This window comes from Methanocalculus pumilus (assembly GCF_055382585.1).
The window spans coordinates 176,871-199,159 of record NZ_AP042393.1; the positions used below are offsets into that span (position 1 = coordinate 176,871).

Below are 22,289 nucleotides of genomic sequence, written 5' to 3' on the forward strand. Positions count from 1 at the left end.
TGGTTTAATGGAAAGTAAAACTCTCATCTATATCACCCTGATTAATTATCCATTCATATGCGGCTTGATTGATCTGCATTGGAGCTTGTGGTGCCCCCTTAAGAATTCTAGCTTGCAGCATGTTTTTAAGCTGAATACTGTTTTTAAAATGAAAATGATGTCTGAATAGAATGATGGATTGGTTTTTTGTTAATCTCCCAATATCATCCTTGGAATAGACACTTCTTTTGCCAATAATTCGCATTATCTCTTCAGGAGAGATATTTGGATGAAACTGGTCAACGACTCCAATTGAAGTAATGGAATGCATGTCACGTGATCGATAGAAAAGAAGAATATCTCCTGGATTAATTTTCTGAATTCGACTCTGGGTTAAATATGCTTTTTTTATGGTGTTACCTTCTGTTACAAACTCTCCATTGTGTTCAAAAAGGAGACTTTGCCTGCCGCGTTCAAAATCTGTAAACAGCTTGTTGTGGAAAGCTGGTTGGATTGGTATAATAATTTTATTCACCAGAGCCCCATCATAATAGCTTGGGTAATATTTCTTTGAGATTTCAGAAGGTTCTAAGAGAGATAATGTTGCTTCGGTTGGTTTAAGATGTTTGATGAATACCGGCTCACTTCGTTCTTTTTTAAGAACTCCGGCTTGATAAAAACCAAAATCTCCAATTAATTCAACAAGACGATCTTCCTCCTCAATATAGTGTGTTAAATAAACCTCGTCCAAATCATGTTTAAGAGCGATATCAACTGCTGTTTTTATAAGTAATTCACCAATTTTGTACCCGACATGAGTTACTTTCAATGTAGCAATTTTGAGCCGCTTCTTTTGTGGTAAAGGTGGATCTGTTGGAATCTCTTCGTCTTCAATTTTATAAATAAGAAGTGCGCCGATACTACCATCAGATCGTCGGTTAACATAACAACTCCTCCCTTCACGGGATATTTTAGCAAACCAATCTTGAAATTCTGGGTAATCCTTAATCAAAGAGTGAAAAATTGGATCTTGAATATCAAGATTATAGACTTGTTCTTGTGTAAGAGCCGGTGGAGTAGAGACTTGGATTTTTGGTGGGAGAATGGTTTTTATAAAATCAAGAGCTTCGGTGACAAGAAAAACACGGTCTTCAATTTCAAGTAACTGGGCTTTTTTGTGTATCTCTCGATCTTCTGTTAAAAGGAAATCGACCGCATTTCGATATACACAGAAGAGAAGAGCATTATCAACCCTGTCGTGATCACTTTTTGAAGATCCAATAACGGTACTAAAACAATCCTCTTCCTTTGGAAATGGAGGTTTCTCAAGAGTCGAATATGCTCGTATTTTAGATAGGTTTACATCCCGCCGTTTTGTATCTTTATCATTTTTCAATTCAGAAATAGATAAAGGATGGATAAGAATCTCTGCTTTGAGCTCAGTGAGGTGACGTTGGAGATCCGCAAGGTCGGTAGAAAGTACTTGATCTTCTTCTCGTAAAATGAAGATATTTGTATCAAAAAGCACTCTCATCATAATTACTATCGATTTAAAAGGTGATTATTTAAGAATTACGGTAGCACCGCGAAAATATTCGTTTATTATTCCTCCCTCCCTCACACCACCTCCCCGATCCCCGGCAGGTGCCGGTACACCGCCTCCCTGACCTCGGCCGCCGGACGGCCGGTGCGGGTGGCGATGGCGGCAATCCGGTGGTTGATGATGCTGATCGGATCAGATCCCTCAAGGAGGAGGCCCCGGGCCCAGGCACGGTAGCGGGCGGCCGCCTGCTTTCTTTTCTCTGGATCTGCACCTAATTCGCCTGCTGCACCTACACTCGCACCACCCCATTCGCCCGTGATGTCGGCAAACTCGCGGCTGATCTCTTCCCTGAGCAGGGTTTCCTGCTGGTCTCTCCGGGCGTTCCTGTGCTCGGCTGCCGCCTGGAAGGTGGTGTTCGCCTGGTTCAGCTCCTGCTCGATGGCTTCAATCTCGGCCCTGACGCGATTTAGATCCTGCTGTATCAGGGCGTACCGGATGCCGGCCATCTTTCCGGCCATAGCTTTTTCTTCCTCTCCGGCAGCTCCATAGGGCCCGTTTGCCCCGCCGATACCGGCTGTTCCGGCACTTCCATACATCGCCGATGCCCCGGTGAAGTACTCGGTGAAGAGCCGGGAGGCGAGTGCCGAGATGGATCGGCCTTCTGCATGGTAGGATTCGAGATAGGGATGGAGATGATCGGCAAGGGAGAGGGATTTCGTGAAGGCCATCAGCAGATCCCCCCGATAACGTTCTCTCCCGCAGATGGCTCATCTCCCGCAACCGGTCTCCCTTTCAGATGGCGTTCTTCCCAAAGGATGGCTTCTATGCCCGGAATATCATTTTGAAATCCTGAGCACTTCTCTTTCACATCTGTTCTCTGCATACAATCCTGTTTGCAGAGATCGATAAAAGGCGTTAGCCGTGCGGGGTGTGAGTGTTTTTTCCAGGATCAAAAAAACGGGTCAGGGGGGCGGGCATCCACCGGACAACAACTGCTATCGTGTTATTCGTGTTGGCTATTCTTTGGTTTTCAGAGCGTCCACTCCTTCTGATGGAAAACGCTCTTCTGCTCAGCCCGTTTCTGCTCCCTTCAGGGTCGCCCTCCCCGGTATATAGAGCCTCACCGTGCATGGTGTGAGTGTTTGTGCGGCTTCCCGGGCAGAAAAAAGCAAAGGAAAAAGATCGTGTTATTGTTGTGAGCAGTACTAGTACAAGAGATAGGTAACCCCCCCTGTCATTTTTTTTTTGCAATCAGGAGTCATCCCCGGTCAGCACGATTTTCATCCTCACTCACCTCCATCCCCTCTTTAGAAATCCCGCAAATGACGAAAAGAGAGTTCCTGCTGTCGATTCAAGGTCTGCGAAAATCTGGGTAAGTCTGTGAATGTATGTACGGGGAAGCAATGGAAGCATACGGGGGATATCTTCCCAATGATCAACAGATAAATACTTGAAAAGCCGTATTCCAGACTATGGCACTTGCCGGGATACTCACCCCGGTTTCTATCGCCATCCAGTTGATTATCGTCATCATCGGATGCTATGTGGGGTACAGACTGAAGATAGAGGCAGGATACCTCTTTGCCCTTGCATTCCTGCTCTTTGCAGTCTACGATATCACCTCGATGATGGGATCTGGAGATGACACGCTCTCAATCATCAATATCCTCGCCTCACTCTCAGCCCTGGGGGGCATCTACCTGCTCGTGAAGCAGGCATAATTCTCTCTCTTCTTTCTGCCAGCTCCTTTGTTCTTTGATCTTCCGGGTTTTCTACTGCTCCGCCCCCTCAAGAAAAGCCGAGAGCACCGCCATATACTCCTCTTCCGCCTCAAGGAAATGCATATGTGAGGCCCCGGCAAAGACCTTCATCACCGCTCCCTCTGTCATATCCGCAAAATCCCGGACCGTTTGGGGTGTTGCCTCATCAAACTCGCCGCAGGTAAAAAGCACCGGCAACCGGAGCTCTGGCAGGATATTCGTCAGATTCTTCTCCCGCAGGCTCCCCCGGACCGTGAACTCGGACGGCCCCCACATTGCAAGATAGATCGGGGCTGCCATATATTCGAACATCCGCATCAGGCAGTCCGGCCAGGGATCCATCCGGCAGAGGTGGCGGCGGTAGTACGCCATCATCGCCTCCTGGTATGCGGGCGAATCATAGACCTCGCATGACTCGTGCATCTCGATCACCGCCCGTGTATCCGGCGGCATCCCGGCGAGCAGCCGCCGCTGGTCTGCCTCCCAGCGAGGTGACGAGATCAGGGGCCCGGCGAGTGTCAGTGAGGCGATATCCTCCTGCCCATACTTTTCGATATACGCAAGCAGGACCATCGCCCCGAATGAATGGCCGAGGATATGGACTCTTCCCGATGTAAGCGCCGTTCTGACCACATGCAGCTCATCTGCGAACCGCTCAGGCGACAGAAGCGAATCATCAACAGGTGCGGGTGAGCGGTATGAACCGAGCTGGTCATAGCAGATCACCGGCCGGGATTGTGCCAGAGAAAGGAACGGCTCAAATGCATCATAACTCCCCCCCGGCCCTCCGTGCACCAGGAGGAGCGGGATGCCGGGCGTATCACCGCTTGCAATACTGTATCCGACCTCGCCGCCGGGGACGGAAACCTTTCCTTCTCTTCGGGTATGCATACGGGTTGATTGTGGTATTGTGGTATAAATCAGTTGAGTACACTCAACCATCCGCTCTCCCTCTTGCTCTCCGGACAGTATCCCTTTTCATGCTGTGCGATCAACAGGAAGTACAAGACAATGGAAGCCCACCGGATCGCCACACTCATCATCATCGCCGCATCACTCCTCATAGCAGTCCTCATCTATCCGGCAGCCCCGGAGCAGATCCCAACCCACTGGAATATCGGGGGCGAACCTGACGCATGGTCAGATGCGGCATTTGGGCTCGCCATCATCCCTGCAATCCTCCTCGCAACCGCCCTCATCCTCGGAGCCTTGCTCAGGCACCTCGGCTCAGGAGACACAAAGACACGGAGGGCAACCGGCTGGTTCATCGCCCTCGTCCTCGCCCTCCTCCTTGCAATCCAGATCTTCCAGAGCCTGACCATCCTCGGCTACCCCGTCGATCCGGCATTCTTCTTCCCGATCCTCTTCGCCCTCTTCTCTCTCGGTATCTCGATCATCCTCCCCCGGATAATGAAAAGGAATAAAATGATGGGGATTCGGACCCCCTGGACGATGAAGAGCGACGAGGTCTGGGTCCGGACACACCAGAGGAGCGCAAATATCTTCCGTATCGCAGCAGGTCTCACCCTTTTTGGCGTATTCTATCCCGATCATATCTTCCTCTTCATTCTTGTCCCTGCCATCATCGCTCTCCTCTGGTGTGTACTCATCAGCTATATTGAGTACAAAAACCTCAGGGAGATGCCATGAAGGCAGAGACCTCCTGCCAGAAGACCCTTGAAGCATTCTTTGGCCACACCACATTCCGGCCCAACCAGGAGAGGATCGTAGAAGACCTCCTTGCAGGCAGGGACGTCCTCGCCGTCATGGCAACCGGCGGCGGCAAATCCCTCTGTTACCAGCTCCCCGCCGTCCTCCTCGGCGGCACCACCGTCGTCGTCTCCCCACTTATAGCCCTGATGAAAGACCAGGTCGATGACATGAACCGGCAGGGAATCAGTGCTGCTCTCCTCACCTCGAACCAGACCTATGACCAGAGAAAGGCGGTCGAAGCCGAACTGACAGACGGATCGATCACGATCCTCTATGTCTCACCCGAACGACTCAGCCTGCCGGCATTCCAGGAACTCCTTAGGAGAATCAACCCGAAACTCTTTGCAATCGACGAGGCGCACTGCATCTCCCAGTGGGGCCATCAGTTCAGGAAAGATTACCGTTCCCTCTCCCTCATCCGCGATCTCTTCCCGAAAACCCCGATCATCGCCCTCACCGCAACCGCCACAGAAGAGGTGCGGGATGATATCATCACCCAGCTGCATCTCAGATCTCCCAAACGGTATGTCGGCGGCTTTGACCGCGAAAATATCCGGTATACCGTGATTATGGAGAAGAGCGAAGATGAGCGGTTCCGCCGCCTTGCCCTCTTCATCGGAAACCATCCGAAGCAGCCGGGGATCATCTACTGCCGGTCAAGGAATGCCGCAGACGAGATCGCAGCAAAACTCAGGAGACGGCATATCCTGGCGCAGTCCTACCACGCCGGTCTCTCCGGCAATGAACGTTCACGGGTGCAGGATGCTTTTCTGAAGAACCAGGTGCCGGTGATCGCGGCAACTGTCGCCTTTGGAATGGGGATCGACAAGCCTGATGTCCGGTTCGTCGTCCATTTCCATCCTCCAAAGGATATCGAGTCCTTCTACCAGGAGAGCGGAAGAGCGGGGAGAGACGGAAAGCCAGCCGAATCCCTCCTCTTCTACTCAAAACAGGACTTCGCCATCTCAAAAAAACTGATAGAAAAGGAGTACACAAGCCACACCGATCTCTCGATTAGAATCAACAAACTCAGCACCATGCAGGCATGGTGCGAGAGCACCACCTGCCGCCGCCGGAGTCTCCTCAATGTCTTTGGTGAAGACTATCCGGAGATGAGCTGTGGAAACTGCGATATCTGTGTATCTGGAAAACTGAACCTGGAAGGCCGGATCAGGAGAGGTATCGCATCCATCTCGGGAAGATTTGGTATTGATACCGCAGCAGCCATTCTCACCGGCTCGTCAAAAAAACCGGCTCACGCCCAACTTCCGGCATTTGGTATCGCATCGGACTGGGACGGTGATGAGGTAAAAGAGGCGATAAAGACTCTCATCTGGGATAAAAAGCTCATTCTGTCAGGAAATGGACGGGTAAAGACACAACTGAAGAAGAAGAGACTGGGCTGATCAGAGATACCTTTATTGCTCTGATGTACATATTCATACATCACAGAACAATGATGTATTTAATTGGAGGAATATGATGCAGACCAAGATCTACCTCGACGAGGAGAGCCTTCCAAAAGCCTGGTACAATATCCAGGCGGATCTCCCCTCTCCCCTTGAACCGCCGCTCCACCCGGGAACCGGAAAGCCGGCAGGTCCTGAAGACTTAGCCCCCATCTTCCCGATGGAGCTGATCGGCCAGGAGATGAGCCGGCAGAAGAATATCCAGATCCCCGATGAGGTCCGGGAGATTCTCCAGATCTGGAGGCCATCCCCCTTGATCCGGGCTCACCGGCTTGAGAAGTTCTTGAAGACGCCTGCAAAGATCTACTACAAGTGGGAAGGTGTCAGCCCCGCAGGCAGCCACAAGCCAAACACCGCTGTTCCACAGGCATACTACAATATGAAGGAAGGGATCGAGCGGATCGCCACCGAGACCGGCGCCGGGCAGTGGGGTTCCGCTTTAGCCTTTGCAACGAGCCTCTTTGATCTCGAATGCACGGTCTATATGGTCAGTTCGAGCTACTATCAGAAGCCCTACCGGAAATCAATGATGGAGGTCTGGGGCGCAGAATGTATACCAAGCCCAAGCCCGAAGACCGCGTCAGGACGGGCAATCCTTGAGAAAGATCCCAATACCTCGGGATCGCTTGGGATCGCTATCTCAGAAGCAGTCGAAGACGCAGCCACCCATGCAAACACCCACTACTCGCTCGGATCAGTCTTAAACCACGTCTGTCTCCACCAGACGATCATGGGTCTCGAAGCACGTGAACAGCTTGCAATGGAGGAGCTGTACCCGGATTATGTCATCGGCAGCGTCGGCGGCGGATCAAACTTCGCCGGGATAAGCTTCCCCTTCGCAGGGGATATCCTCACAGGAAAGGCAAAAGATACCGAGATCATCGGTGTCGAGCCGGCTGCCTGCCCGACCCTTACACGGGGGCTCTATGAATACGATTACGGCGATGTTGCGGGACTCACCCCGATGCTGAAGATGTACACCCTCGGCCATGATTTCATCCCCCCGGCACTCCATGCAGGGGGGCTCCGGTACCATGGCGACTCCCCGATCGTCTCCCGCCTCGTCCATGACGGTATCATCACGCCGCGATCGTACCTCCAGAACGAGGTCTTTGAAGCAGCCATCACCTTTGCCCGGACAGAAGGGATCATCATCGCCCCAGAGGCAGCCCATGCGGTGAAAGGGGCAATCGATGCCGCCCTTGAATGCAGGAAGACAGGGGATCCGAAGACGATTCTCTTCTGCAACTCCGGCCACGGCCACTTCGATATGTCCGCATATGATGCCTACCTTGCAGGCGGGATCATCGATTACGACTGCCCCGACGACCTGATCAAAGAATCGCTCGCAAACCTCCCGAAACAGAGAGGATGACACCGACAATCGGGCTTCTGATCAACCCGATCGCCGGGATGGGGGGCACCGTCGGGCTGAAAGGAACCGACGGACTCTCAGGAGAGGCACGTGCACGGGGGGCAACCCCCTGTTCTGCCATCCGTACAAAGGAGACCCTATCCCTGCTCCAAAACGACACACTCTCCTTCCTCACCGCCTCAGGTGCAATGGGCGAGGATGCACTCAGGGAATGCGGGATCAAAGCGTTTACCGTCCTCCACGAATCCGGTGACCCGACCACGGCAGAGGATACGCGCCGTGCCGCAGCTGCATTCAAAGAAGCAGGAGCAGACATAATCGTCTTTGCAGGCGGCGACGGCACCGCCCGTGATATCCTCGGGGCTGTCGGAAGAACGATTTCGATCCTCGGGATACCAACTGGGGTGAAGATGTACTCCGCCGTCTTTGCAAATGATCCTATCGCAGCCGCCGCCCTGATCCGGGAGGCCGGATCACTCCCGCTCCGTGATGCCGAGGTGCTGGATGTCGATGAGGAGGCATACCGGGACGGCCGCCTCAGCACCCGGCTCTATGGGATCGCAAGGACACCGTACCGGGCAGGTTATGTCCAGCATGCAAAAGAGACGGTCTTCACAACCGAAAACGATGATGAGGATCGGCAGGAGATTGCCAACTTCATGGCAGGCGTCCTCGCCTCCCCCCGACCTTTCATCCTCGGTCCCGGATCGACGACAGAAGCGATTGCAGATGCAATGGATCTGGAATGCACCCTCCTCGGCTTCGATGCCTATTCGGAAGGCAGCCTCATCCTCCGTGACGGCGATGCAAACTCCATCCTTGAATTTCTCCGGGATCACCCGGATACACGCCTCATCATCAGCCCGATCGGCTCCCAGGGCTTCATCATCGGGAGGGGCACCCAGGTGATCACACCTGAGATCCTCGGGAAAATCGGAGATAAGAACCTCATCGTCGTCGCAACACCCGGCAAGCTGAGGGCAACGCCCAGGCTCCATATCGATTCAGGGGATCGGAATCTCGATGCATCGTTCCCGGATTCGATCCGCGTGATCTGCGGGTTCGGGCTTGCGGAACGGCGAAAACTCCACCGATCAGCCTGATCAGAACCTCTTCTTTTATATCTGAATTGTACAAATATATACATTATACTACAATAATGGAGAATTTTACGTGCCAAACATCACCGCATTTCTTGATATCGGGGCGGCCCGATCAGAAAAACCCGCCCTGATCGTCCCCACACGGGGCGAGTCCTATTCAATGCGGGATCTCCTGGATGCCACCTCTTCTCTCGCCTCGCTCTTCACCTCGCTTGGTGTTTTGAAGGGCGACCGGATCGTCATCTACCTGGAGAGCTCCGCCGAGTACCTGATCGGGTACTTCGCGGCATGGCGGATCGGGGCAGTCGCTGTCCCGACCGGCCGGGTCTATACGCGGGATGAGCTCGCCTATGCGGTGGCAAACTCCGGTGCACGTGTTGTTATCACCGATCCGGAAGGGGTGAAGGTGGCAGAAGCGATCCCCGAAATCACCATCATCTCGACTCACGATGCACCTGAGGGCACGGTTCCCTGGCCTGTACTGCGGGAGGCAGTACCAGTAATCTCCCCCGTGAACTGCTCGCCCACTGATCTCTGCCAGATCCAGTATACCTCCGGAACAACCGGAAGGCCGAAGGGAGCGATGCTCACCCATGGCGGATGGATGGCGGCCCTCGATGCCGAGGCAGAGGCACTTGCCCTCACACCGGATGATGTCTATCTCGGCATCTACCCGATGGGCCATGTCGGCATATCATGGGGAATAGCAGCACTGAAGGCGGGGGCAACCTTTGTTGTGATGGAACGCTTCGATCTCGAAGCCTACCTCACGCTGACAGAAGAATACGGAGTCACCGTCCTTGCAGGGATGCCGCCGGTGATCCATTCCCTCCTCACTTCACCACCCGGAACAGAAGAGCGACTCAGATCAGCCAGAGAGATCATCTCAGGCGGCGGCCCCCTCCATCCCGAGGTCTGGAAGCCGTTCCATGAGCGGTTCGATATTCCGATCATCAATGCGTACGGCCTCTCGGAGACGATCGTGATCGGGACCGGCACAGCCATCCGGGCAGCAGACTATTCGTTTGCAGACCGGTTCCTCTCAGTCGGCCACCCGGTCGGCTATTCTGAGGTACAAATCGTCGATTCCGATGATCCCACAAAAATCCTCCCGGTCGGAGAAGAGGGGGAAGTGGCCCTCCGTGGCCCCGCAGTCGCCCTTGGGTACTATGGGATGAAAGAGGAGACCGAAGAGGCCTTCCTCGAATCAGGCTGGTTTTTGACCGGCGACATCGGGTTCATCGATACAGAAGGCCGCCTCTCCATAACAGATCGCAAAAAGGATATGATCATCATGTCGGGCTGGAAGATCTACCCGACCGAGGTGGAGGATATCCTCCTCAGGCACCCGTCTGTTGCAGATGCCGCCATCTTCGGGGTTCCGGATCCGCGAAGGGGCGAGATCCCGGTTGCAGCAGTCGTCCCAAAGGAGGGGGAAACGATCACACGAGATGATATCATCGAATACTGCCGCTCCCATCTTGCAGGATACAAGGTGCCGAGGGAAGTTTTCGTGACCGATTCCCTCCCAAGGAAGAACGGGTGGAAACTGATGCGGAAAACACTCAGAGAAGAATATACCAGAGAGAGATTATCATGAAATCAAGAGATATAGCACTTGTCGGCATCCTGCTTGCAGCAGGAGCCATTGTACGGTACATGTCGCTCGTCATACCGGGCCCGATCGTCGCGAACCTTGTGATCGCGTTTTACTCGCTTGCGATCATACTGGTCGTCCCAAAGATCAGTGAAGCTCTCGGGATAGGTGTCATCGCCGGCCTGATATCGGCTTTGATCAGCCATTCGATCTTCCCGCCTGCAAACCTCATATCAGAACCAATCGGGGCGGTCGTCTGTATACTCGTCTTCATGGCACTGAAAGACAGGATGAAGCTCGCAGCACCCGGAATCACCACCCTCGTTGCGACCCTTGCCTCAGGCCTCTCCTTTGTCGGGGTCGTCGTCATCCTGCTCCTCGCAGCGCCGGGAATGCTCGCACAGGCAGTGACCCTTACCGGCTTTGTGATGGCAGTTGTTCCGATCGTCGTCATCACCGCGGTGGTGAACGGGATCATCGTCTCGATGCTCTACCCCGCCGCCTCACGGGTCCTTGAGAGGTAACTGATGATCAGGATAGACCATTTCAGCTACACCTATCGGAACAGGGAGCACCCGGTACTCCGGGATATCTCCCTCTCTCTTCCGGAGGGTTCGATGACGCTTGTCACCGGCCCATCGGGTGCGGGCAAGACCACCCTCTGCCGGGCCATGTCGGGTATCCTCTCGCATATCTATACCGGCACCTCCACCGGATCGATTGTGATTGCGGGCCGGGATATGATGGAGTATGATGGGATTGAAGAGCTCTCCCATACCGTCTCGATGGTCTTTGATGATGCCGACGCACAGCTGATCTTCACCACTGTCGGGGAAGAGGTGATGACGAGCCTCGAGAACAGCGGCCTCTCAAAACAGGAGGCAGAATCCGAACTCGTCAGGATCCTCGATCTCCTGGAGATCTCCCATCTCGCTGACCGTGCCCCCTATACCCTCTCGGGCGGGCAGAAGCAGAAAGCGGCGCTTGCCGCAACCCTTGCCCTCGGAACAAATGTCCTCATCCTGGATGAGGCGACCTCTGAACTGGATGAGGAGGCACGCACCCTGATCTTCTCCATCCTGCGGAAGCTTGCAGATGATGGGAAGACGATTGTCCTTGTCGAGCATATGATCGATGAGGCGGCAGAGTATGCAGATACCTGCGTGCTGGTGGAGGATGGGGCGATCACCGCATCAGGCACCCCGGAAGAAGTCTCCCGGATCATCCGGGATGCTCTTCCCCCGATCACCAAACGGCCCCGGAAGACAGGTGGTGCACCCCTCATCGAGGCAGAAAGGCTGGTTCACTGCTATGATGATCTCCGTGCAGTTGACGGTGTTGACTTCACGCTCCATAAAGGCGAGATCATCGCGATTGTGGGGGAGAACGGGTCTGGCAAGACCACCCTCGTGAAGCATTTCAATGGTCTTCTGAAGCCGACAGAAGGAACCCTCACAATCGCCGGGACCCCCTGCAACGGCCACTCCATCTCTGTCCTCTCCCGGCATACCGGACTCGTCTTCCAGAACCCCGATACGATGCTCTTTGAGGATACTGTCAGAAAGGAGATCGCGTTTGGGCTGAAGAATATCGGGAAAGACCAGAGCTCCATCGCTGATGTCCTCAATGAAGTCGGGCTTGCCGGAAAAGAGGATACCAATCCCCGCCACCTCTCACGGGGCGAGCGGCAGCGGCTTGCCCTCGCCTGCGTCGTTGCGATGGGACAGGAGGTCTTTGTCCTTGACGAGCCGACAACCGGACTGGATCTTGCAGAATCACTCCAGATCATGGAAATTTTGATGCGGCTCTCTGATGAGGGGCATGGGATTGTGATGATCACGCATAATCCGAATCTTGCAACGACATTTGCAGACCGGGTACTGAAGATGAGTGATGGAAAAATCATCTCTACCACGGAGGCATAAAAATATGCAGGAAATTATGCAGTATATCCCCGGAAACGGGGTATTCCACCGGGTACATCCGATCACAAAACTCCTCTTCACGGTGATCCTCGTCATCCTCGCCGTCATGACAAGCGATCCTCTGCTGCTTGGATTCCTTCTGGTCGTCGTCTTTTTGGCTGCATGGGCAGGAGGGCTTGGGCGTGGGCTCACTGAACAGATCCCACTCCTCCTCGTTCTTGGGATAATGCTTGTCTTCTTCACGGTGCTGACGATGCCGGCGGGGGAGGTGTTCTTCCCGCTGATCCCGCCAGCAGTGCCGATCATCGGAGGCGCCCTGCCGGTGACTGCCGGAGCCCTCCTCTTTGGCACCATCCTATCGCTCCGGTTTGCGGTGATGCTTTTTGCATTCCAGCTCCTCGTCGTCTCTACAAAACCAGCAGAGCTCGTCACCACGCTCCGGCAGCTGAAGATGCCGATCGACTATACCCTGATGTTTTTGATAGCGCTTAGGTTCATCCCGACCCTCCAGAGGGAAGGCATCCGTATCAGTGAGGCGCAGCTTGCCCGCGGGTATGCACCCGGCGACGGGCTGATGGGAAAAGTCCGTGGGCTGAAGCCGGTGATTCTTCCCCTCATCTTAAATTCTCTTGGAAAGGCTGATACCCTCGGGCTGACCATCGATATGCGTGGATACCGCCGTGGGAAAGCCGAGACCGGAGCAATATCGGTCGGCGCCCTTGACGGGCTTGTCCTCTCTGCCGCTCTTGTTCTTGCGGCTGGTGTGGCGGCGATCCAGATCATCGGACTATAACTAGAATGGAGGAATGGGTGATTTGAGAGCAAGCGGCGTTCCCGGACTTGATCCGGTCATCGGTGGCGGGTACATGGCCGGGAGCCGGATCATCATGTACGGATCCCCCCTCTCCGGGATGGATGGCCTCGCAGCCCAGTTTGCCAGAGCCAATGCCGGGGTGTACCTCATGCTTGATGAGGAGGTGAGCGATGGGATCATCCCGGCAGCCGGCCTCTCTATTGAGGATCTCGCCCATGATATCCGGGGGGATGCCGCGGTTGTCGATTCACTCTCGACCCTCATCCTTGACCGGGGCATTGCCCAGGCACTCCGGCTCCTCACGACCGCAACCGCTGCCTTCAGGAAGGATGGCGGCTGCCTCCTCTGCACACTGTATGAAGGCCTCCATACCCCCTATGAAGAGGCGCTCATCTTCAGGCAGGCAGATATTGTGATCCGGCTGACAGCCGAGATCCACCAGTCCCAGATCGAACGCAGGCTCCAGATCATGAAGTACCGGGGCATGCGGATCCCTGACCGGACGGTTCCCTTTGTGATCACCGGGGAAGGGATCGAGCTCTCGACGACGTCAAGGGTGGTGTGATGAGAAACACCTCCTGATTCAGATGGAATAAAAGAATACCACTCTTTTCCCCTTCCTTGAGATCTTGTCTTGCATTCCACTTTCTTCTCCCAATCGTTGATATTATATGCACATACATACACATACACAGATATGGGAACTAAAACAATAAGCATCAGTGATGATGCCTATGAGCGTCTCTCCAGGTTGAAAGGTGGGACGGGAATGAGTTTCTCAGAAGTAATCCTCAGATTTACTCCCCCCAGGAAAAAGCTCTCTGAAATACTCAAAGAGCTTGGTCCAAATCAGGAGCTTGCAGATTCGATTGAAGAGGCCTCCCGGGAGATGAGAAAAGCCAGGATGCGAGAGGTCGACTTTGATGCCGGTACTTGACACCTCATTCATCATTGATCTGATCCGACACAAACCCGAGGCGCTCAGGGTATTGGAAACAATTGAGAAGGAAGGACTGACTCCTGCAACAACATCGATCACCATTCTCGAATTGTATAGAGGTGCTTATTTTTCATCATCCCCGGAAAAAAACCTGGAAGAGGTGGAAGCGATCACACAGCATCTCATTACCGAGAACATTAATAACGAGACATATAGGATCTTTGGAGCTCTCTCTGCAAGATTGAGGAAGGAAGGTAAACCTGTTGGAGATTTTGATGAGCTGATCGCCTCAATAGCACTTGGATATGATAGTGAGATTGTGACGCGGGATCATCATTTTGAAGGTATTCCTGCGTTAAAGCTCAGGAGATACTAAAGGGTTGTATATACCTGATAGCCGGATGATGGGTCGCATCTATAAAAACCAATCAGATTCACGAAGAGCCGGATTTCGAGTCCGACGTTTGAGAACAGAGTGACATTTATGTATGAATAAAGAATGTTTATAGTACCGAATAAATCAGGGATCTCATGATTATGTCCTCTGAAGATTACGAAGACGAAAATGATGCTATCAAATCATATAACAAAAACCTTCTTGCCGAATTCAGGGAGTATCTCACAAAAAAGGAACTTACTCCAAGAACCATTGAAAAGCATCTTCAAAATGTCGATTTTTACATAAATGTGTTTCTGCTGTACTATGAAGACCTTGATGCCCGGGATGGTGTCAATGAGATTAGCATGTATCTGGGATTCTGGTTTATCAAAAAAGGTCCCTGGAGTGGTATTTCGGCAATAAATGAGAATGCTTCAAGCCTGAAGAAGTTCTATCAGTTTATGTTTGAGAAAGGTGAGATTACCAAAGAGGAGTTCACTGAACTGAAAGAAACAATAAAAGAGGAGAAGCCGGAATGGATTGCAACTATGGAGAGATATCTTGATGAAGATATTGAGGATATGGATGAAGTGTGGGGCTTTTAGCACCAGAGTGTCATCAATGACGTGTCTGAAAGCAGGAAGAATTCAGTAATTATCAAACCGGGCTATGACAGAACCGAAGAAAATGGCATGGAGCGATGTAAAGAACGTTCTTTCAGAGAAAGAGAAGAAGGAACTGATAAAACTGATAGGTGATCTATACAGGCTGAATAAGGATAATAAAACGTTTCTCCACTCCCGTTACCCGACAGGAGAGGCGTCTCTTGAGCCTTACTGTAAAAAAATCTCAGATGCACTGTATCCGCCCATAACAGGGCGAAGGAGTGTGAATTTCTCTGCCGGAAAAAGGGTTATATCCAGTTATTTTAAGGCAACAAACGATATGGTCGGGAAATTAGAACTCATGACCCATTATGTTGAGATGGGCACAAAGTACACGGTCGCGTATGGTGATATGTGGGAAAACTTCTATCTCAGCCTTGAAAGAATGTTTGAGAAGATTACAGAAGAGCTTGACTCACAGCCTGATGGTATAGTCGACCATTTTCTACCCAAACTTGAAAAAATTGTTGATATGGCATCAGGCATGGGGTGGGGCTATTATGACACCCTGGTTGAGTTACTGTATGATTTTTGTGATAGGAATGGGAGAGAACTGTCCTTCTTCGAGGACTGAACAGTCTGCTCCGGATCCTGAAATCTCCTTCAAGCCTGCTTTTTTACACCCCCACCCTACAGATACTCTCCCCGCACCAGTTGTGCCGCCTCGCACATCCGGGAGAGCTTGGCAAATGCCCCCTCCGGCGTATGCATCCGAAGCCCGCAGTCCGGGTCGATCAGGATTGTATCATGCGAGAATATCTCGATGCATCTCTCGATGCGTTGCCGGATCAGGTCGACCGGCTCAACCTCATGGTCAGAGGAGGCGACACACCCGCAGCCGACCATCTTTCCTTTAAGGTCTTTATCAGTGAAGATCTCAAGATTCTCCGGCTGGGTCGCGGCCTCGATATCCAGGATCGCAACCGGCAGCCTGAGGAGGTGATCGATGATCTCCTCAAGCGGCCCGCAGACATGCAGGCAGACCGGGAGATCCACCTTTTCTGCGATGATTCCAATCGCCTCTGCCCCGGTTGCGATATCGGCAGCTCCTGTTGAGAGGATCGGCTCATCGATCTGGATGATACAGGCCCCTTCCCGTGCGAGCGCCTCTCCTTCTGCGGCGAGGGCATGCGCAATATCGATCACAAGCTCCTCCCGGTTCCGGTATGTTGGCGTCTGGATTCGGAGTGCATGGGCAATTGACGAGGGGCCGGTGAGGATGCCTTTGACCTTCCGGGTCTGTGTGAGTGCATACCGGGTATCTGAGACGGTGATCCCGGTTGGCGCTGCCTGCACAGACGAGATGACGGAGTCATCCCGTATACCGGGCAGCTTTCCCGTGAATGCCTGGATCATCCCCTCCCGGACCTGCCCATCGGAGATGATATCAATCCCGGCCCGGATCTGCTCGGAAACAGCAAACCGTACAGCATGTTTATAGGGGTCGAGGACGGCGGAGAGCCCTCTTCCCTTCACTGCGGGGAAGCTCCCGACAACGGTTGTCGGGAGGATCATGCCGGGATCGAAGAGAGGCGAAGACATGGCTTATGGGGTGACCCGGTGGCGATCGCGTGGGAAGAGGACCGCTTCACGGATATTCTGGAGATTACAGATCGTCATGACGAGCCGCTCGGCACCAAGACCCCAGCCGGCATGCGGCGGCATCCCGTACTGGAAGGGCTTCAAATAGAACTCGAACCCTTCGGGGGAGAGCCCTTTGGACTTGATCTGCGCAACCAGCTGGTCATAGACATGGCACCGTTGTGCACCGGATGAGAGCTCCATCTTCGGGTGCATCAGGTCGAATGCATTGCAGATCGAAGGATCGGCAGCAGACGGCATCGCATAGTACGGCCGGATGGCGGTCGGCCACTCGGTGATGAAGTAGTGGGTGCCCATCTCCTCGCCGATCGCCCGCTCGGATGCGGTTCCGAGATCGTCGCCGTATGCGATCGGCTCTTCCATCTTTCTGGCGGCAATCTCGATTGCTTCTGCATAGGGGAGGCGGGGAAGCGACTTCCCAGGCACCTGGAGATCAGGGATTCCGAGGAGTTCAAGCTCGGTAGTGCAGTTCTCTGCAACCGAAGAATAGATCTCGTGCATGAGCTTTTCAAGGAGCACCATCACATCGGTATGATCGGCAAACGAAACCTCGACATCGATCGAGGTTGCCTCGTTTAAGTGCCTGTTTGTGTTATGCTCTTCAGCCCTGAAGATCGGGCCGATCTCAAAGACCTTCTCGCAGCCTGCTGCCATCATCATCTGCTTGTAGAGCTGCGGGCTCTGGCTCAGGAATGCCTCCTTCTCAAAATATGCGATCGGGAAGAGTTCGGTGCCCCCTTCGGTTGCAGCTGCCACCACCTTCGGGGTAGTGATCTGGAGGAACTCCTCCCTGAAGAGGAAGCTGTGGGTTGCCTCCATCACGCGGGAGCGGATCGAGAAGATTGCAGCAATCCTCGGCCGCCTGACATCGAGGAACCGGGCATCGAGCCGGGTATCGATCTCGGCAGGCACCTTCTCGGCGACATCAAGGGGGAGCGGGGAGGCCGCCTTTGCCAGGATCTCAAATTGATCAGGAACAAGCTCCCGCCCGCCGGGCGCCTTTTCGGTTGCCTTGATGATCCCGGAGACCCGGACCACAGACTCCCGTGATACCTCTTTTATTGCAATCAGGACATCTTCAGGGACTTTCTTCTTTGGAACCGTCACCTGCATGATACCGCTTCGATCCCGGATCAGGAAGAAGGCAAGACCCCCAAGGTCCCGCTCTTCATGAACCCATCCGGCGATTGTTGCCCGCTCAAGTGTGGGTGTTACGTCTCGTATTGGTATGCGCATAAAATCCAGTACTGGTACTTCGTATAAGGTGAAGAGGTTTGTGTCCTCAGGGATGCAACCCGGCAATTACCAGTATCTCCGAAAGGGATCCATGACTTCCACTTGAACTAACACATCTTCTTTTCGAACCTCTGTAACAGGTCGGTCGCCAGCAAGATTTAAATATTATGGATATCCATTGTATATCCAATGAAGAAAGTTGAGCTAAATCCTGCTACCCGGATCGAGATCGAGAATATTCAGGGATTTCTCATTCGAAAAGTAACTAAATTCGGGAATAGCGCAAAAGTGGACTGCCCCAAGGAATACCTGGACAGAATGGTCTACCTGGTAATACTATGAAACTCAGTGATGCACGATTGTTCAGGACGCTTAAAACACTCGATACATTCGTCGATAGGGCACTGCAACTCCCGTTTAAAGGACCGACACTCTCCGGATTCCAGTATAACCGGGACCTCCTCAAAGCAGCGGTTGCAAATACCTATATCGAAACCGTCGGCAACAGGGCAGATTCACTCCATCTCGCCATCAAGAATGTCACGACATCACACATTGTCTGGCAGTATCGGATGACGGTCGAGCGACTGGGTACACGATTTGATCTTGCCAATAAAAACGTTGTTTTAGCCTTTGATTATACCGAAGAAGATTTTTATGGTGATGTTCAGGGGTTCTGGATACATGGATATACTGGTGAACATGGGGTTACCGGGAAGTTTAAGTTCCTCTCATGCGCCATCATCAATTCTGATATTCCCCAGAAGATTCCGCTTTTATCAGTTCCTGTGCATCTTGGCCATAATATGGCAACAACGGTGACCTGGTGTCTTGCTCTGGTTGAACCACTGGTGAATTCCGTTGAACTCACGGTATTTGACCGGGGATTCTTTAGCAAAGATCTGATGCTGACTCTGACACATGCCGAGGTGCCGTATCTGATTTTCGCTCCAAAAAACGAGAAAATCAAAAAAGAGATAGAATTGCTGGATATTGGAGAGAAGAAAAAGATCCGATATGAACTCGAGGTCAATAAAGACAAGACGATGTTTCGAGGGGAGACAACACTCGCACTTCTCAAGCAGATATTCGATAAAAAGTCTGAAAAGTCATATGATTGGGCATTTGCTACGAATCAGGAGTCTATTGATCTGGAATATGTTATTCCAACCTACAAGAAACGATGGAGAATCGAAACCGGTTTCCGGGTGCAGGATGAAGCGAGAATCTCCTCGAAATCAAAGGATCCACGAATCCGGTTCTTTTACTTCGCGTATGAACAGGTGCTCCAGCTGCTCTGGATCGTGCTGTACAAAGATGAGGTGAGTTTTAAACAGTTCTTACTGGAGATGTACGAACTCTGCGCTGCTCGATATAAAGAGCCACGATAGGTGCTCGGTTGCCATCTCCATGTCACAGTTGCATGGGGGTGTTGGTCGGTGGATCATCAGGGAGCCATCGATAGGTCTTAACTGACTGCCATTGTGCCGCGAATCGAGGGCACTGTGCCGCTCACTTATTTTCGATCGGAGATACTGATTACAGGGTTAAATATATCTACCTCTCTCCCAATCATCGATCGATATATGATGACTGCCGATCTTGCCCTCTTTCACCAGACGATCATCGAACGGATGAATGCTCTGGTTACCTTCCTCGCCCCGGATGGAACGATCCTCTTCTGGAATGTTGCTGCCGAACAGATCACCGGCTATCCTGCCCGGGAGGTTATAGGAGAGAATAAAGTCTGGAAGCGGCTGTATCCGGATCCCGGGTACCGGAAAGAGATCACGAAGCTGATCAGAGATGTGATCGAGGAAGAGGCATATCTGCGGAACTTTGAGACCAGGATCATCACAGAGGATGGCAGAGAGAAGCATATCTCATGGAACACAAGCGAAGTCAGATCACCCGGCAGCACCATCACCGGGTATGTGGCTGTCGGGGTGGATATCACCGATAAGGTTCAAAACAAACGGCAGCTCCGTGAACGAGAGGAGCTCTTCCACGGGATCACATCAGCAGCATATAACGGGATCATCCTTCTGGACGAAGACGGAATCATTACGTACTGGAATCCGGCGGCAGAGCGGATATTTCTGTATCAGAAGCAGGAGGCAAGAGGCAGCACGGTCATCGATCTCGTTTCGCCGGAGACTGACCGCAACAGATGGCAGTCGGTGCTTGCAAAGACCGGCTCCTATGAGCTTGATGCCAGAAGAAAGGATGGCAGTCTGATCCCGGCCGAACTCAACATCTCAACGGTAACGATCAAAAACCGTCCCCATACCATCATTGTGATCCGTGACATGACCGAACAGAAGCGATCTGAGTCGCAGATGCGGCTCCTCTCGACGATCGTGCAGACTTCACAGGAGGCGATCATCAGCGTCTCCGTCTCCGGCACCATACTCTCATGGAACAAAGCAGCAGAAGAGATGACCGGCATTCCGGAGAAGGATGCCCTTGATGCGCCGATTCTGGATCTGATCAATCTGAAGGAGGGTGAAGATCGGATCGCAGAGGCGCTCTCACAATCTGATCATGCGGTCATCTCCGCTGTCCTGAGGGATCGCCGGGGAATGGAGCATGACGTGATCATCTCTGTAACGCCGCTCTTTGGTGGTGAAGGCTTCTCGCTTCTGGTCCGGGATGTCACAGAGGTGAAGAAGGCGCAACGGACGATGATCGAATATATCAGGGAAGCGACAGCCCGACTGAAGATGCCTGTTGAGGTTGTGCGGGAGAATATCGAGGATATACTCGGAATGTTCGAAGATAATACCCTCAATTGTGATAGTGCCGCTCTCCGGCTGAGGGTGCAGATGACCCACCTGGCACAGATTGCAGAGACGATCCGGGAACTCAATGCCGCTCTCACGGGAGAGGGCGGAGATATTCCTGAAGCATACCGGGCATTCCTCCTGGAGTAACCATGTCTGATGCAACAGCTCCTCATCTGATCGAAGAGGGGGAGATCTATCTCCTCCTTGCAGAGCCAAAAGATATGAAGAAGGCCTCGATCCAGCTGGTGGGTGAGATCATCGATGGAGGATATGACGCAATCGTCATCACCACCAACCAGCCTTCGCCGATTTTGAGAATGCTCTACGAAAAAGCCGGAATCGATCCAGAATCAGTCTGGTATATCGATGCGATCACCCGGTACTCCCTTGGAAAGGAGCCTGATTCCGATCCGATGACGACCTATATCAACCACCCCTCAAACCTGACTGATATGGGAATTGCCGTCACCACCATCCTGAAGAAGATGGAAGGGAAAAAAGCCTGCATCATCCTTGACTCGGTATCGACGATGCTGATCTACCTCCCCACCCAGAACATCTCAAAATTCATGCATTTCGTAACAAACCGCCTCCGCCTCGCCGGAGTGGCGGGGGTCTTCCTCGCAGCAGAAAAAGGGCTTGATCCCGATCTCCTGATGCAGCTCTCCACCTTTGTGGATACTGTCCTTGAAGAATGAGTTTTGATCCGGATTCTTGATGGAAGGGAAGGTCTCTCCTCATTTCAGGGAATGCCTAAAACCCTGCACCATTCCTCTTCCTGTGCGATCAGTTCATCCATCTCTTTGATATCCTCAATCCACCCTTCACAGGAATCACCTGCTGGTGTAACACACTGGGCATTGATCCCCTCATAGATCTGGCGGAGCACCCTGAGGCGGCGGCGGTGCAGGGCGATTCTCTGCCGCTCCTCCGGAGATGCCGTCCCTTTCATCTCTTCAGCAACCTTCTCATCCTCGGAAAGCTCGGTAAAAATCTGCTGTATGGCCTTTGTGAAGGGTTCCATCCTGATCGGCTTTTTAATCCAGCCGCAGATATGGGGTCCATAGGCGAGCATCTCTCTGGGGAGGAACATCTTGCCGGTCATGAGAACAATAGGTATCGTCTGGTATTCGGGGATTGAGCGGATCTCCCTGAGAATATCCCACCCATCCATCGGTTCCATCATGATATCGAGGAGGATCATATCCGGCCTGATATCGGCGAGGGTATCGAGGCAGGCTCTCCCCCCGTCTGCGGTGATGACAGTATACCCGCACCGTCCCTCCAGCACCTCGGTTATGATCCTCCTGAGCACCTCGTTATCATCGACAAAGAGGATCAGGGGATGTCCGTTCTTTCTCCTGGATGGCATGCTCCCGGATTCGGTTGCCATGACGATTCTT

At 52.8% G+C, this 22,289-nt stretch carries 25 protein-coding genes; 18 read left to right on the forward strand and 7 right to left on the reverse strand.

Annotated features, from left to right (window positions below; all coding sequences use genetic code 11):
• Positions 1–4: 4 nt before the first annotated feature.
• The 3 genes from ACZ44I_RS00880 to ACZ44I_RS00890 form a co-directional block, all read right to left on the reverse strand.
• A complete protein-coding gene (locus ACZ44I_RS00880; protein WP_464549575.1) occupies positions 5–1,516 on the reverse strand; it encodes a PIN domain-containing protein in 1,512 nt (503 codons plus the stop codon).
• An 80-nt stretch (positions 1,517–1,596) separates the two neighbouring features.
• Positions 1,597–2,250 carry a hypothetical protein gene (locus ACZ44I_RS00885; protein WP_464549573.1) on the reverse strand — a complete coding sequence of 218 codons (654 nt, stop codon included), beginning with the start codon at positions 2,248–2,250 and terminating at the stop codon, positions 1,597–1,599.
• Positions 2,250–2,405 carry a hypothetical protein gene (locus ACZ44I_RS00890; protein ID WP_464549571.1) on the reverse strand — a complete coding sequence of 52 codons (156 nt, stop codon included), beginning with the start codon at positions 2,403–2,405 and terminating at the stop codon, positions 2,250–2,252. The genes ACZ44I_RS00885 and ACZ44I_RS00890 overlap by 1 nt, the downstream gene beginning before the upstream one ends.
• Positions 2,406–2,994: 589 nt before the next feature.
• On the opposite strand from ACZ44I_RS00890, the gene ACZ44I_RS00895 reads away from it, so the two are divergent.
• Complete coding sequence (locus tag ACZ44I_RS00895; protein ID WP_464549569.1) at positions 2,995–3,243, forward strand: hypothetical protein; 249 nt, start codon at positions 2,995–2,997, stop codon at positions 3,241–3,243.
• Between the two features lie 51 nt (positions 3,244–3,294).
• Here ACZ44I_RS00895 and ACZ44I_RS00900 read toward each other — a convergent pair whose 3' ends face one another.
• Positions 3,295–4,173 (reverse strand): proline iminopeptidase-family hydrolase, encoded by an 879-nt coding sequence (locus tag ACZ44I_RS00900; RefSeq protein WP_464549567.1) that lies wholly within the window; start codon positions 4,171–4,173, stop codon positions 3,295–3,297.
• Between the two features lie 33 nt (positions 4,174–4,206).
• Between ACZ44I_RS00900 and ACZ44I_RS00905 the strand changes: the two genes are divergently transcribed.
• The 13 genes from ACZ44I_RS00905 to ACZ44I_RS00965 all read left to right on the forward strand — a co-directional run bounded on the left by ACZ44I_RS00905 (position 4,207) and on the right by ACZ44I_RS00965 (position 15,836).
• Positions 4,207–4,932, forward strand: a complete 726-nt coding sequence (locus ACZ44I_RS00905; RefSeq protein ID WP_464549565.1) for an SdpI family protein — start codon at positions 4,207–4,209, stop codon at positions 4,930–4,932.
• Positions 4,929–6,401, forward strand: coding sequence for a RecQ family ATP-dependent DNA helicase (locus ACZ44I_RS00910; protein WP_464549563.1), 1,473 nt, complete (start codon positions 4,929–4,931; stop codon positions 6,399–6,401). The genes ACZ44I_RS00905 and ACZ44I_RS00910 overlap by 4 nt, the downstream gene beginning before the upstream one ends.
• A gap of 76 nt (positions 6,402–6,477) precedes the next feature.
• On the forward strand, positions 6,478–7,839 hold the full coding sequence (locus ACZ44I_RS00915; protein ID WP_464551672.1) for a TrpB-like pyridoxal phosphate-dependent enzyme: 1,362 nt from the start codon (positions 6,478–6,480) through the stop codon (positions 7,837–7,839).
• Positions 7,836–8,942, forward strand: a complete 1,107-nt coding sequence (locus ACZ44I_RS00920; RefSeq protein ID WP_464549561.1) for an ATP-NAD kinase family protein — start codon at positions 7,836–7,838, stop codon at positions 8,940–8,942. The genes ACZ44I_RS00915 and ACZ44I_RS00920 overlap by 4 nt, the downstream gene beginning before the upstream one ends.
• Positions 8,943–9,012: 70 nt before the next feature.
• Positions 9,013–10,542 (forward strand): class I adenylate-forming enzyme family protein, encoded by a 1,530-nt coding sequence (locus ACZ44I_RS00925; protein WP_464549559.1) that lies wholly within the window; start codon positions 9,013–9,015, stop codon positions 10,540–10,542.
• A complete protein-coding gene (locus tag ACZ44I_RS00930; RefSeq protein ID WP_464549557.1) occupies positions 10,539–11,063 on the forward strand; it encodes a hypothetical protein in 525 nt (174 codons plus the stop codon). Before ACZ44I_RS00925 ends, ACZ44I_RS00930 begins: the two co-directional genes overlap by 4 nt.
• A gap of 3 nt (positions 11,064–11,066) precedes the next feature.
• Entirely contained in the window at positions 11,067–12,464 is a 1,398-nt protein-coding gene (locus ACZ44I_RS00935; RefSeq protein WP_464549555.1) for an ABC transporter ATP-binding protein, read from the forward strand.
• A 4-nt stretch (positions 12,465–12,468) separates the two neighbouring features.
• Positions 12,469–13,257: an energy-coupling factor transporter transmembrane component T family protein gene (locus tag ACZ44I_RS00940; protein WP_464549553.1), complete on the forward strand. Its 789-nt coding sequence runs from the start codon at positions 12,469–12,471 to the stop codon at positions 13,255–13,257.
• Positions 13,258–13,270: 13 nt separating this feature from the next.
• Positions 13,271–13,843, forward strand: coding sequence for an RAD55 family ATPase (locus ACZ44I_RS00945; RefSeq protein ID WP_464549551.1), 573 nt, complete (start codon positions 13,271–13,273; stop codon positions 13,841–13,843).
• Positions 13,844–13,975: 132 nt separating this feature from the next.
• A complete protein-coding gene (locus ACZ44I_RS00950) occupies positions 13,976–14,215 on the forward strand; it encodes an antitoxin VapB family protein (RefSeq protein ID WP_464549549.1) in 240 nt (79 codons plus the stop codon).
• Entirely contained in the window at positions 14,202–14,594 is a 393-nt protein-coding gene (locus ACZ44I_RS00955; RefSeq protein WP_464549547.1) for a type II toxin-antitoxin system VapC family toxin, read from the forward strand. The genes ACZ44I_RS00950 and ACZ44I_RS00955 overlap by 14 nt, the downstream gene beginning before the upstream one ends.
• 161 nt (positions 14,595–14,755) lie before the next feature.
• Positions 14,756–15,202, forward strand: coding sequence for a hypothetical protein (locus ACZ44I_RS00960; protein WP_464549545.1), 447 nt, complete (start codon positions 14,756–14,758; stop codon positions 15,200–15,202).
• A 64-nt stretch (positions 15,203–15,266) separates the two neighbouring features.
• Entirely contained in the window at positions 15,267–15,836 is a 570-nt protein-coding gene (locus ACZ44I_RS00965; RefSeq protein WP_464549543.1) for a DUF6155 family protein, read from the forward strand.
• Positions 15,837–15,892: 56 nt separating this feature from the next.
• Here ACZ44I_RS00965 and ACZ44I_RS00970 read toward each other — a convergent pair whose 3' ends face one another.
• Positions 15,893–16,804, reverse strand: coding sequence for a methionine synthase (locus ACZ44I_RS00970; RefSeq protein WP_464549541.1), 912 nt, complete (start codon positions 16,802–16,804; stop codon positions 15,893–15,895).
• Positions 16,805–16,807: 3 nt separating this feature from the next.
• Positions 16,808–18,100, reverse strand: a complete 1,293-nt coding sequence (aspS, locus tag ACZ44I_RS00975; RefSeq protein ID WP_464549539.1) for an aspartate--tRNA(Asn) ligase — start codon at positions 18,098–18,100, stop codon at positions 16,808–16,810.
• Between the two features lie 189 nt (positions 18,101–18,289).
• Between aspS and ACZ44I_RS00980 the strand changes: the two genes are divergently transcribed.
• The 4 genes from ACZ44I_RS00980 (at position 18,290) to ACZ44I_RS00995 (ending at position 21,584) form a co-directional block, all read left to right on the forward strand.
• Positions 18,290–18,442, forward strand: a complete 153-nt coding sequence (locus tag ACZ44I_RS00980; protein WP_464549537.1) for a DUF2080 family transposase-associated protein — start codon at positions 18,290–18,292, stop codon at positions 18,440–18,442.
• A complete protein-coding gene (locus ACZ44I_RS00985; RefSeq protein ID WP_464549535.1) occupies positions 18,439–19,491 on the forward strand; it encodes a transposase in 1,053 nt (350 codons plus the stop codon). The genes ACZ44I_RS00980 and ACZ44I_RS00985 overlap by 4 nt, the downstream gene beginning before the upstream one ends.
• 195 nt (positions 19,492–19,686) lie before the next feature.
• The gene (locus ACZ44I_RS00990) at positions 19,687–21,033 is read left to right on the forward strand and encodes a PAS domain-containing protein (protein WP_464549533.1); all 1,347 of its coding nucleotides are present in this window, start codon (positions 19,687–19,689) and stop codon (positions 21,031–21,033) included.
• 2 nt (positions 21,034–21,035) lie between these two features.
• A complete protein-coding gene (locus ACZ44I_RS00995; RefSeq protein ID WP_464549531.1) occupies positions 21,036–21,584 on the forward strand; it encodes a DUF7504 family protein in 549 nt (182 codons plus the stop codon).
• A gap of 44 nt (positions 21,585–21,628) precedes the next feature.
• On the opposite strand, the gene ACZ44I_RS01000 is transcribed toward ACZ44I_RS00995, so the two are convergent.
• A complete protein-coding gene (locus ACZ44I_RS01000) occupies positions 21,629–22,279 on the reverse strand; it encodes a response regulator (RefSeq protein WP_464549529.1) in 651 nt (216 codons plus the stop codon).
• Positions 22,280–22,289: the final 10 nt, after the last annotated feature.

Coding starts and splice junctions, on each gene's coding strand:
- ACZ44I_RS00880 (WP_464549575.1), bottom strand. CDS start 1,516: ATGATGAGAGTGCTTTTTGATACAAATATCTTCATTTTACGAGAAGAA.
- ACZ44I_RS00885 (WP_464549573.1), bottom strand. CDS start 2,250: ATGGCCTTCACGAAATCCCTCTCCCTTGCCGATCATCTCCATCCCTAT.
- ACZ44I_RS00890 (WP_464549571.1), bottom strand. CDS start 2,405: ATGCAGAGAACAGATGTGAAAGAGAAGTGCTCAGGATTTCAAAATGAT.
- ACZ44I_RS00895 (WP_464549569.1), top strand. CDS start 2,995: ATGGCACTTGCCGGGATACTCACCCCGGTTTCTATCGCCATCCAGTTG.
- ACZ44I_RS00900 (WP_464549567.1), bottom strand. CDS start 4,173: ATGCATACCCGAAGAGAAGGAAAGGTTTCCGTCCCCGGCGGCGAGGTC.
- ACZ44I_RS00910 (WP_464549563.1), top strand. CDS start 4,929: ATGAAGGCAGAGACCTCCTGCCAGAAGACCCTTGAAGCATTCTTTGGC.
- ACZ44I_RS00915 (WP_464551672.1), top strand. CDS start 6,478: ATGCAGACCAAGATCTACCTCGACGAGGAGAGCCTTCCAAAAGCCTGG.
- ACZ44I_RS00920 (WP_464549561.1), top strand. CDS start 7,836: ATGACACCGACAATCGGGCTTCTGATCAACCCGATCGCCGGGATGGGG.
- ACZ44I_RS00930 (WP_464549557.1), top strand. CDS start 10,539: ATGAAATCAAGAGATATAGCACTTGTCGGCATCCTGCTTGCAGCAGGA.
- ACZ44I_RS00935 (WP_464549555.1), top strand. CDS start 11,067: ATGATCAGGATAGACCATTTCAGCTACACCTATCGGAACAGGGAGCAC.
- ACZ44I_RS00940 (WP_464549553.1), top strand. CDS start 12,469: ATGCAGGAAATTATGCAGTATATCCCCGGAAACGGGGTATTCCACCGG.
- ACZ44I_RS00945 (WP_464549551.1), top strand. CDS start 13,271: ATGGGTGATTTGAGAGCAAGCGGCGTTCCCGGACTTGATCCGGTCATC.
- ACZ44I_RS00950 (WP_464549549.1), top strand. CDS start 13,976: ATGGGAACTAAAACAATAAGCATCAGTGATGATGCCTATGAGCGTCTC.
- ACZ44I_RS00955 (WP_464549547.1), top strand. CDS start 14,202: ATGCCGGTACTTGACACCTCATTCATCATTGATCTGATCCGACACAAA.
- ACZ44I_RS00960 (WP_464549545.1), top strand. CDS start 14,756: ATGTCCTCTGAAGATTACGAAGACGAAAATGATGCTATCAAATCATAT.
- ACZ44I_RS00965 (WP_464549543.1), top strand. CDS start 15,267: ATGACAGAACCGAAGAAAATGGCATGGAGCGATGTAAAGAACGTTCTT.
- ACZ44I_RS00970 (WP_464549541.1), bottom strand. CDS start 16,804: ATGTCTTCGCCTCTCTTCGATCCCGGCATGATCCTCCCGACAACCGTT.
- aspS (WP_464549539.1), bottom strand. CDS start 18,100: ATGCGCATACCAATACGAGACGTAACACCCACACTTGAGCGGGCAACA.
- ACZ44I_RS00980 (WP_464549537.1), top strand. CDS start 18,290: ATGAAGAAAGTTGAGCTAAATCCTGCTACCCGGATCGAGATCGAGAAT.
- ACZ44I_RS00985 (WP_464549535.1), top strand. CDS start 18,439: ATGAAACTCAGTGATGCACGATTGTTCAGGACGCTTAAAACACTCGAT.
- ACZ44I_RS00990 (WP_464549533.1), top strand. CDS start 19,687: ATGATGACTGCCGATCTTGCCCTCTTTCACCAGACGATCATCGAACGG.
- ACZ44I_RS00995 (WP_464549531.1), top strand. CDS start 21,036: ATGTCTGATGCAACAGCTCCTCATCTGATCGAAGAGGGGGAGATCTAT.
- ACZ44I_RS01000 (WP_464549529.1), bottom strand. CDS start 22,279: ATGGCAACCGAATCCGGGAGCATGCCATCCAGGAGAAAGAACGGACAT.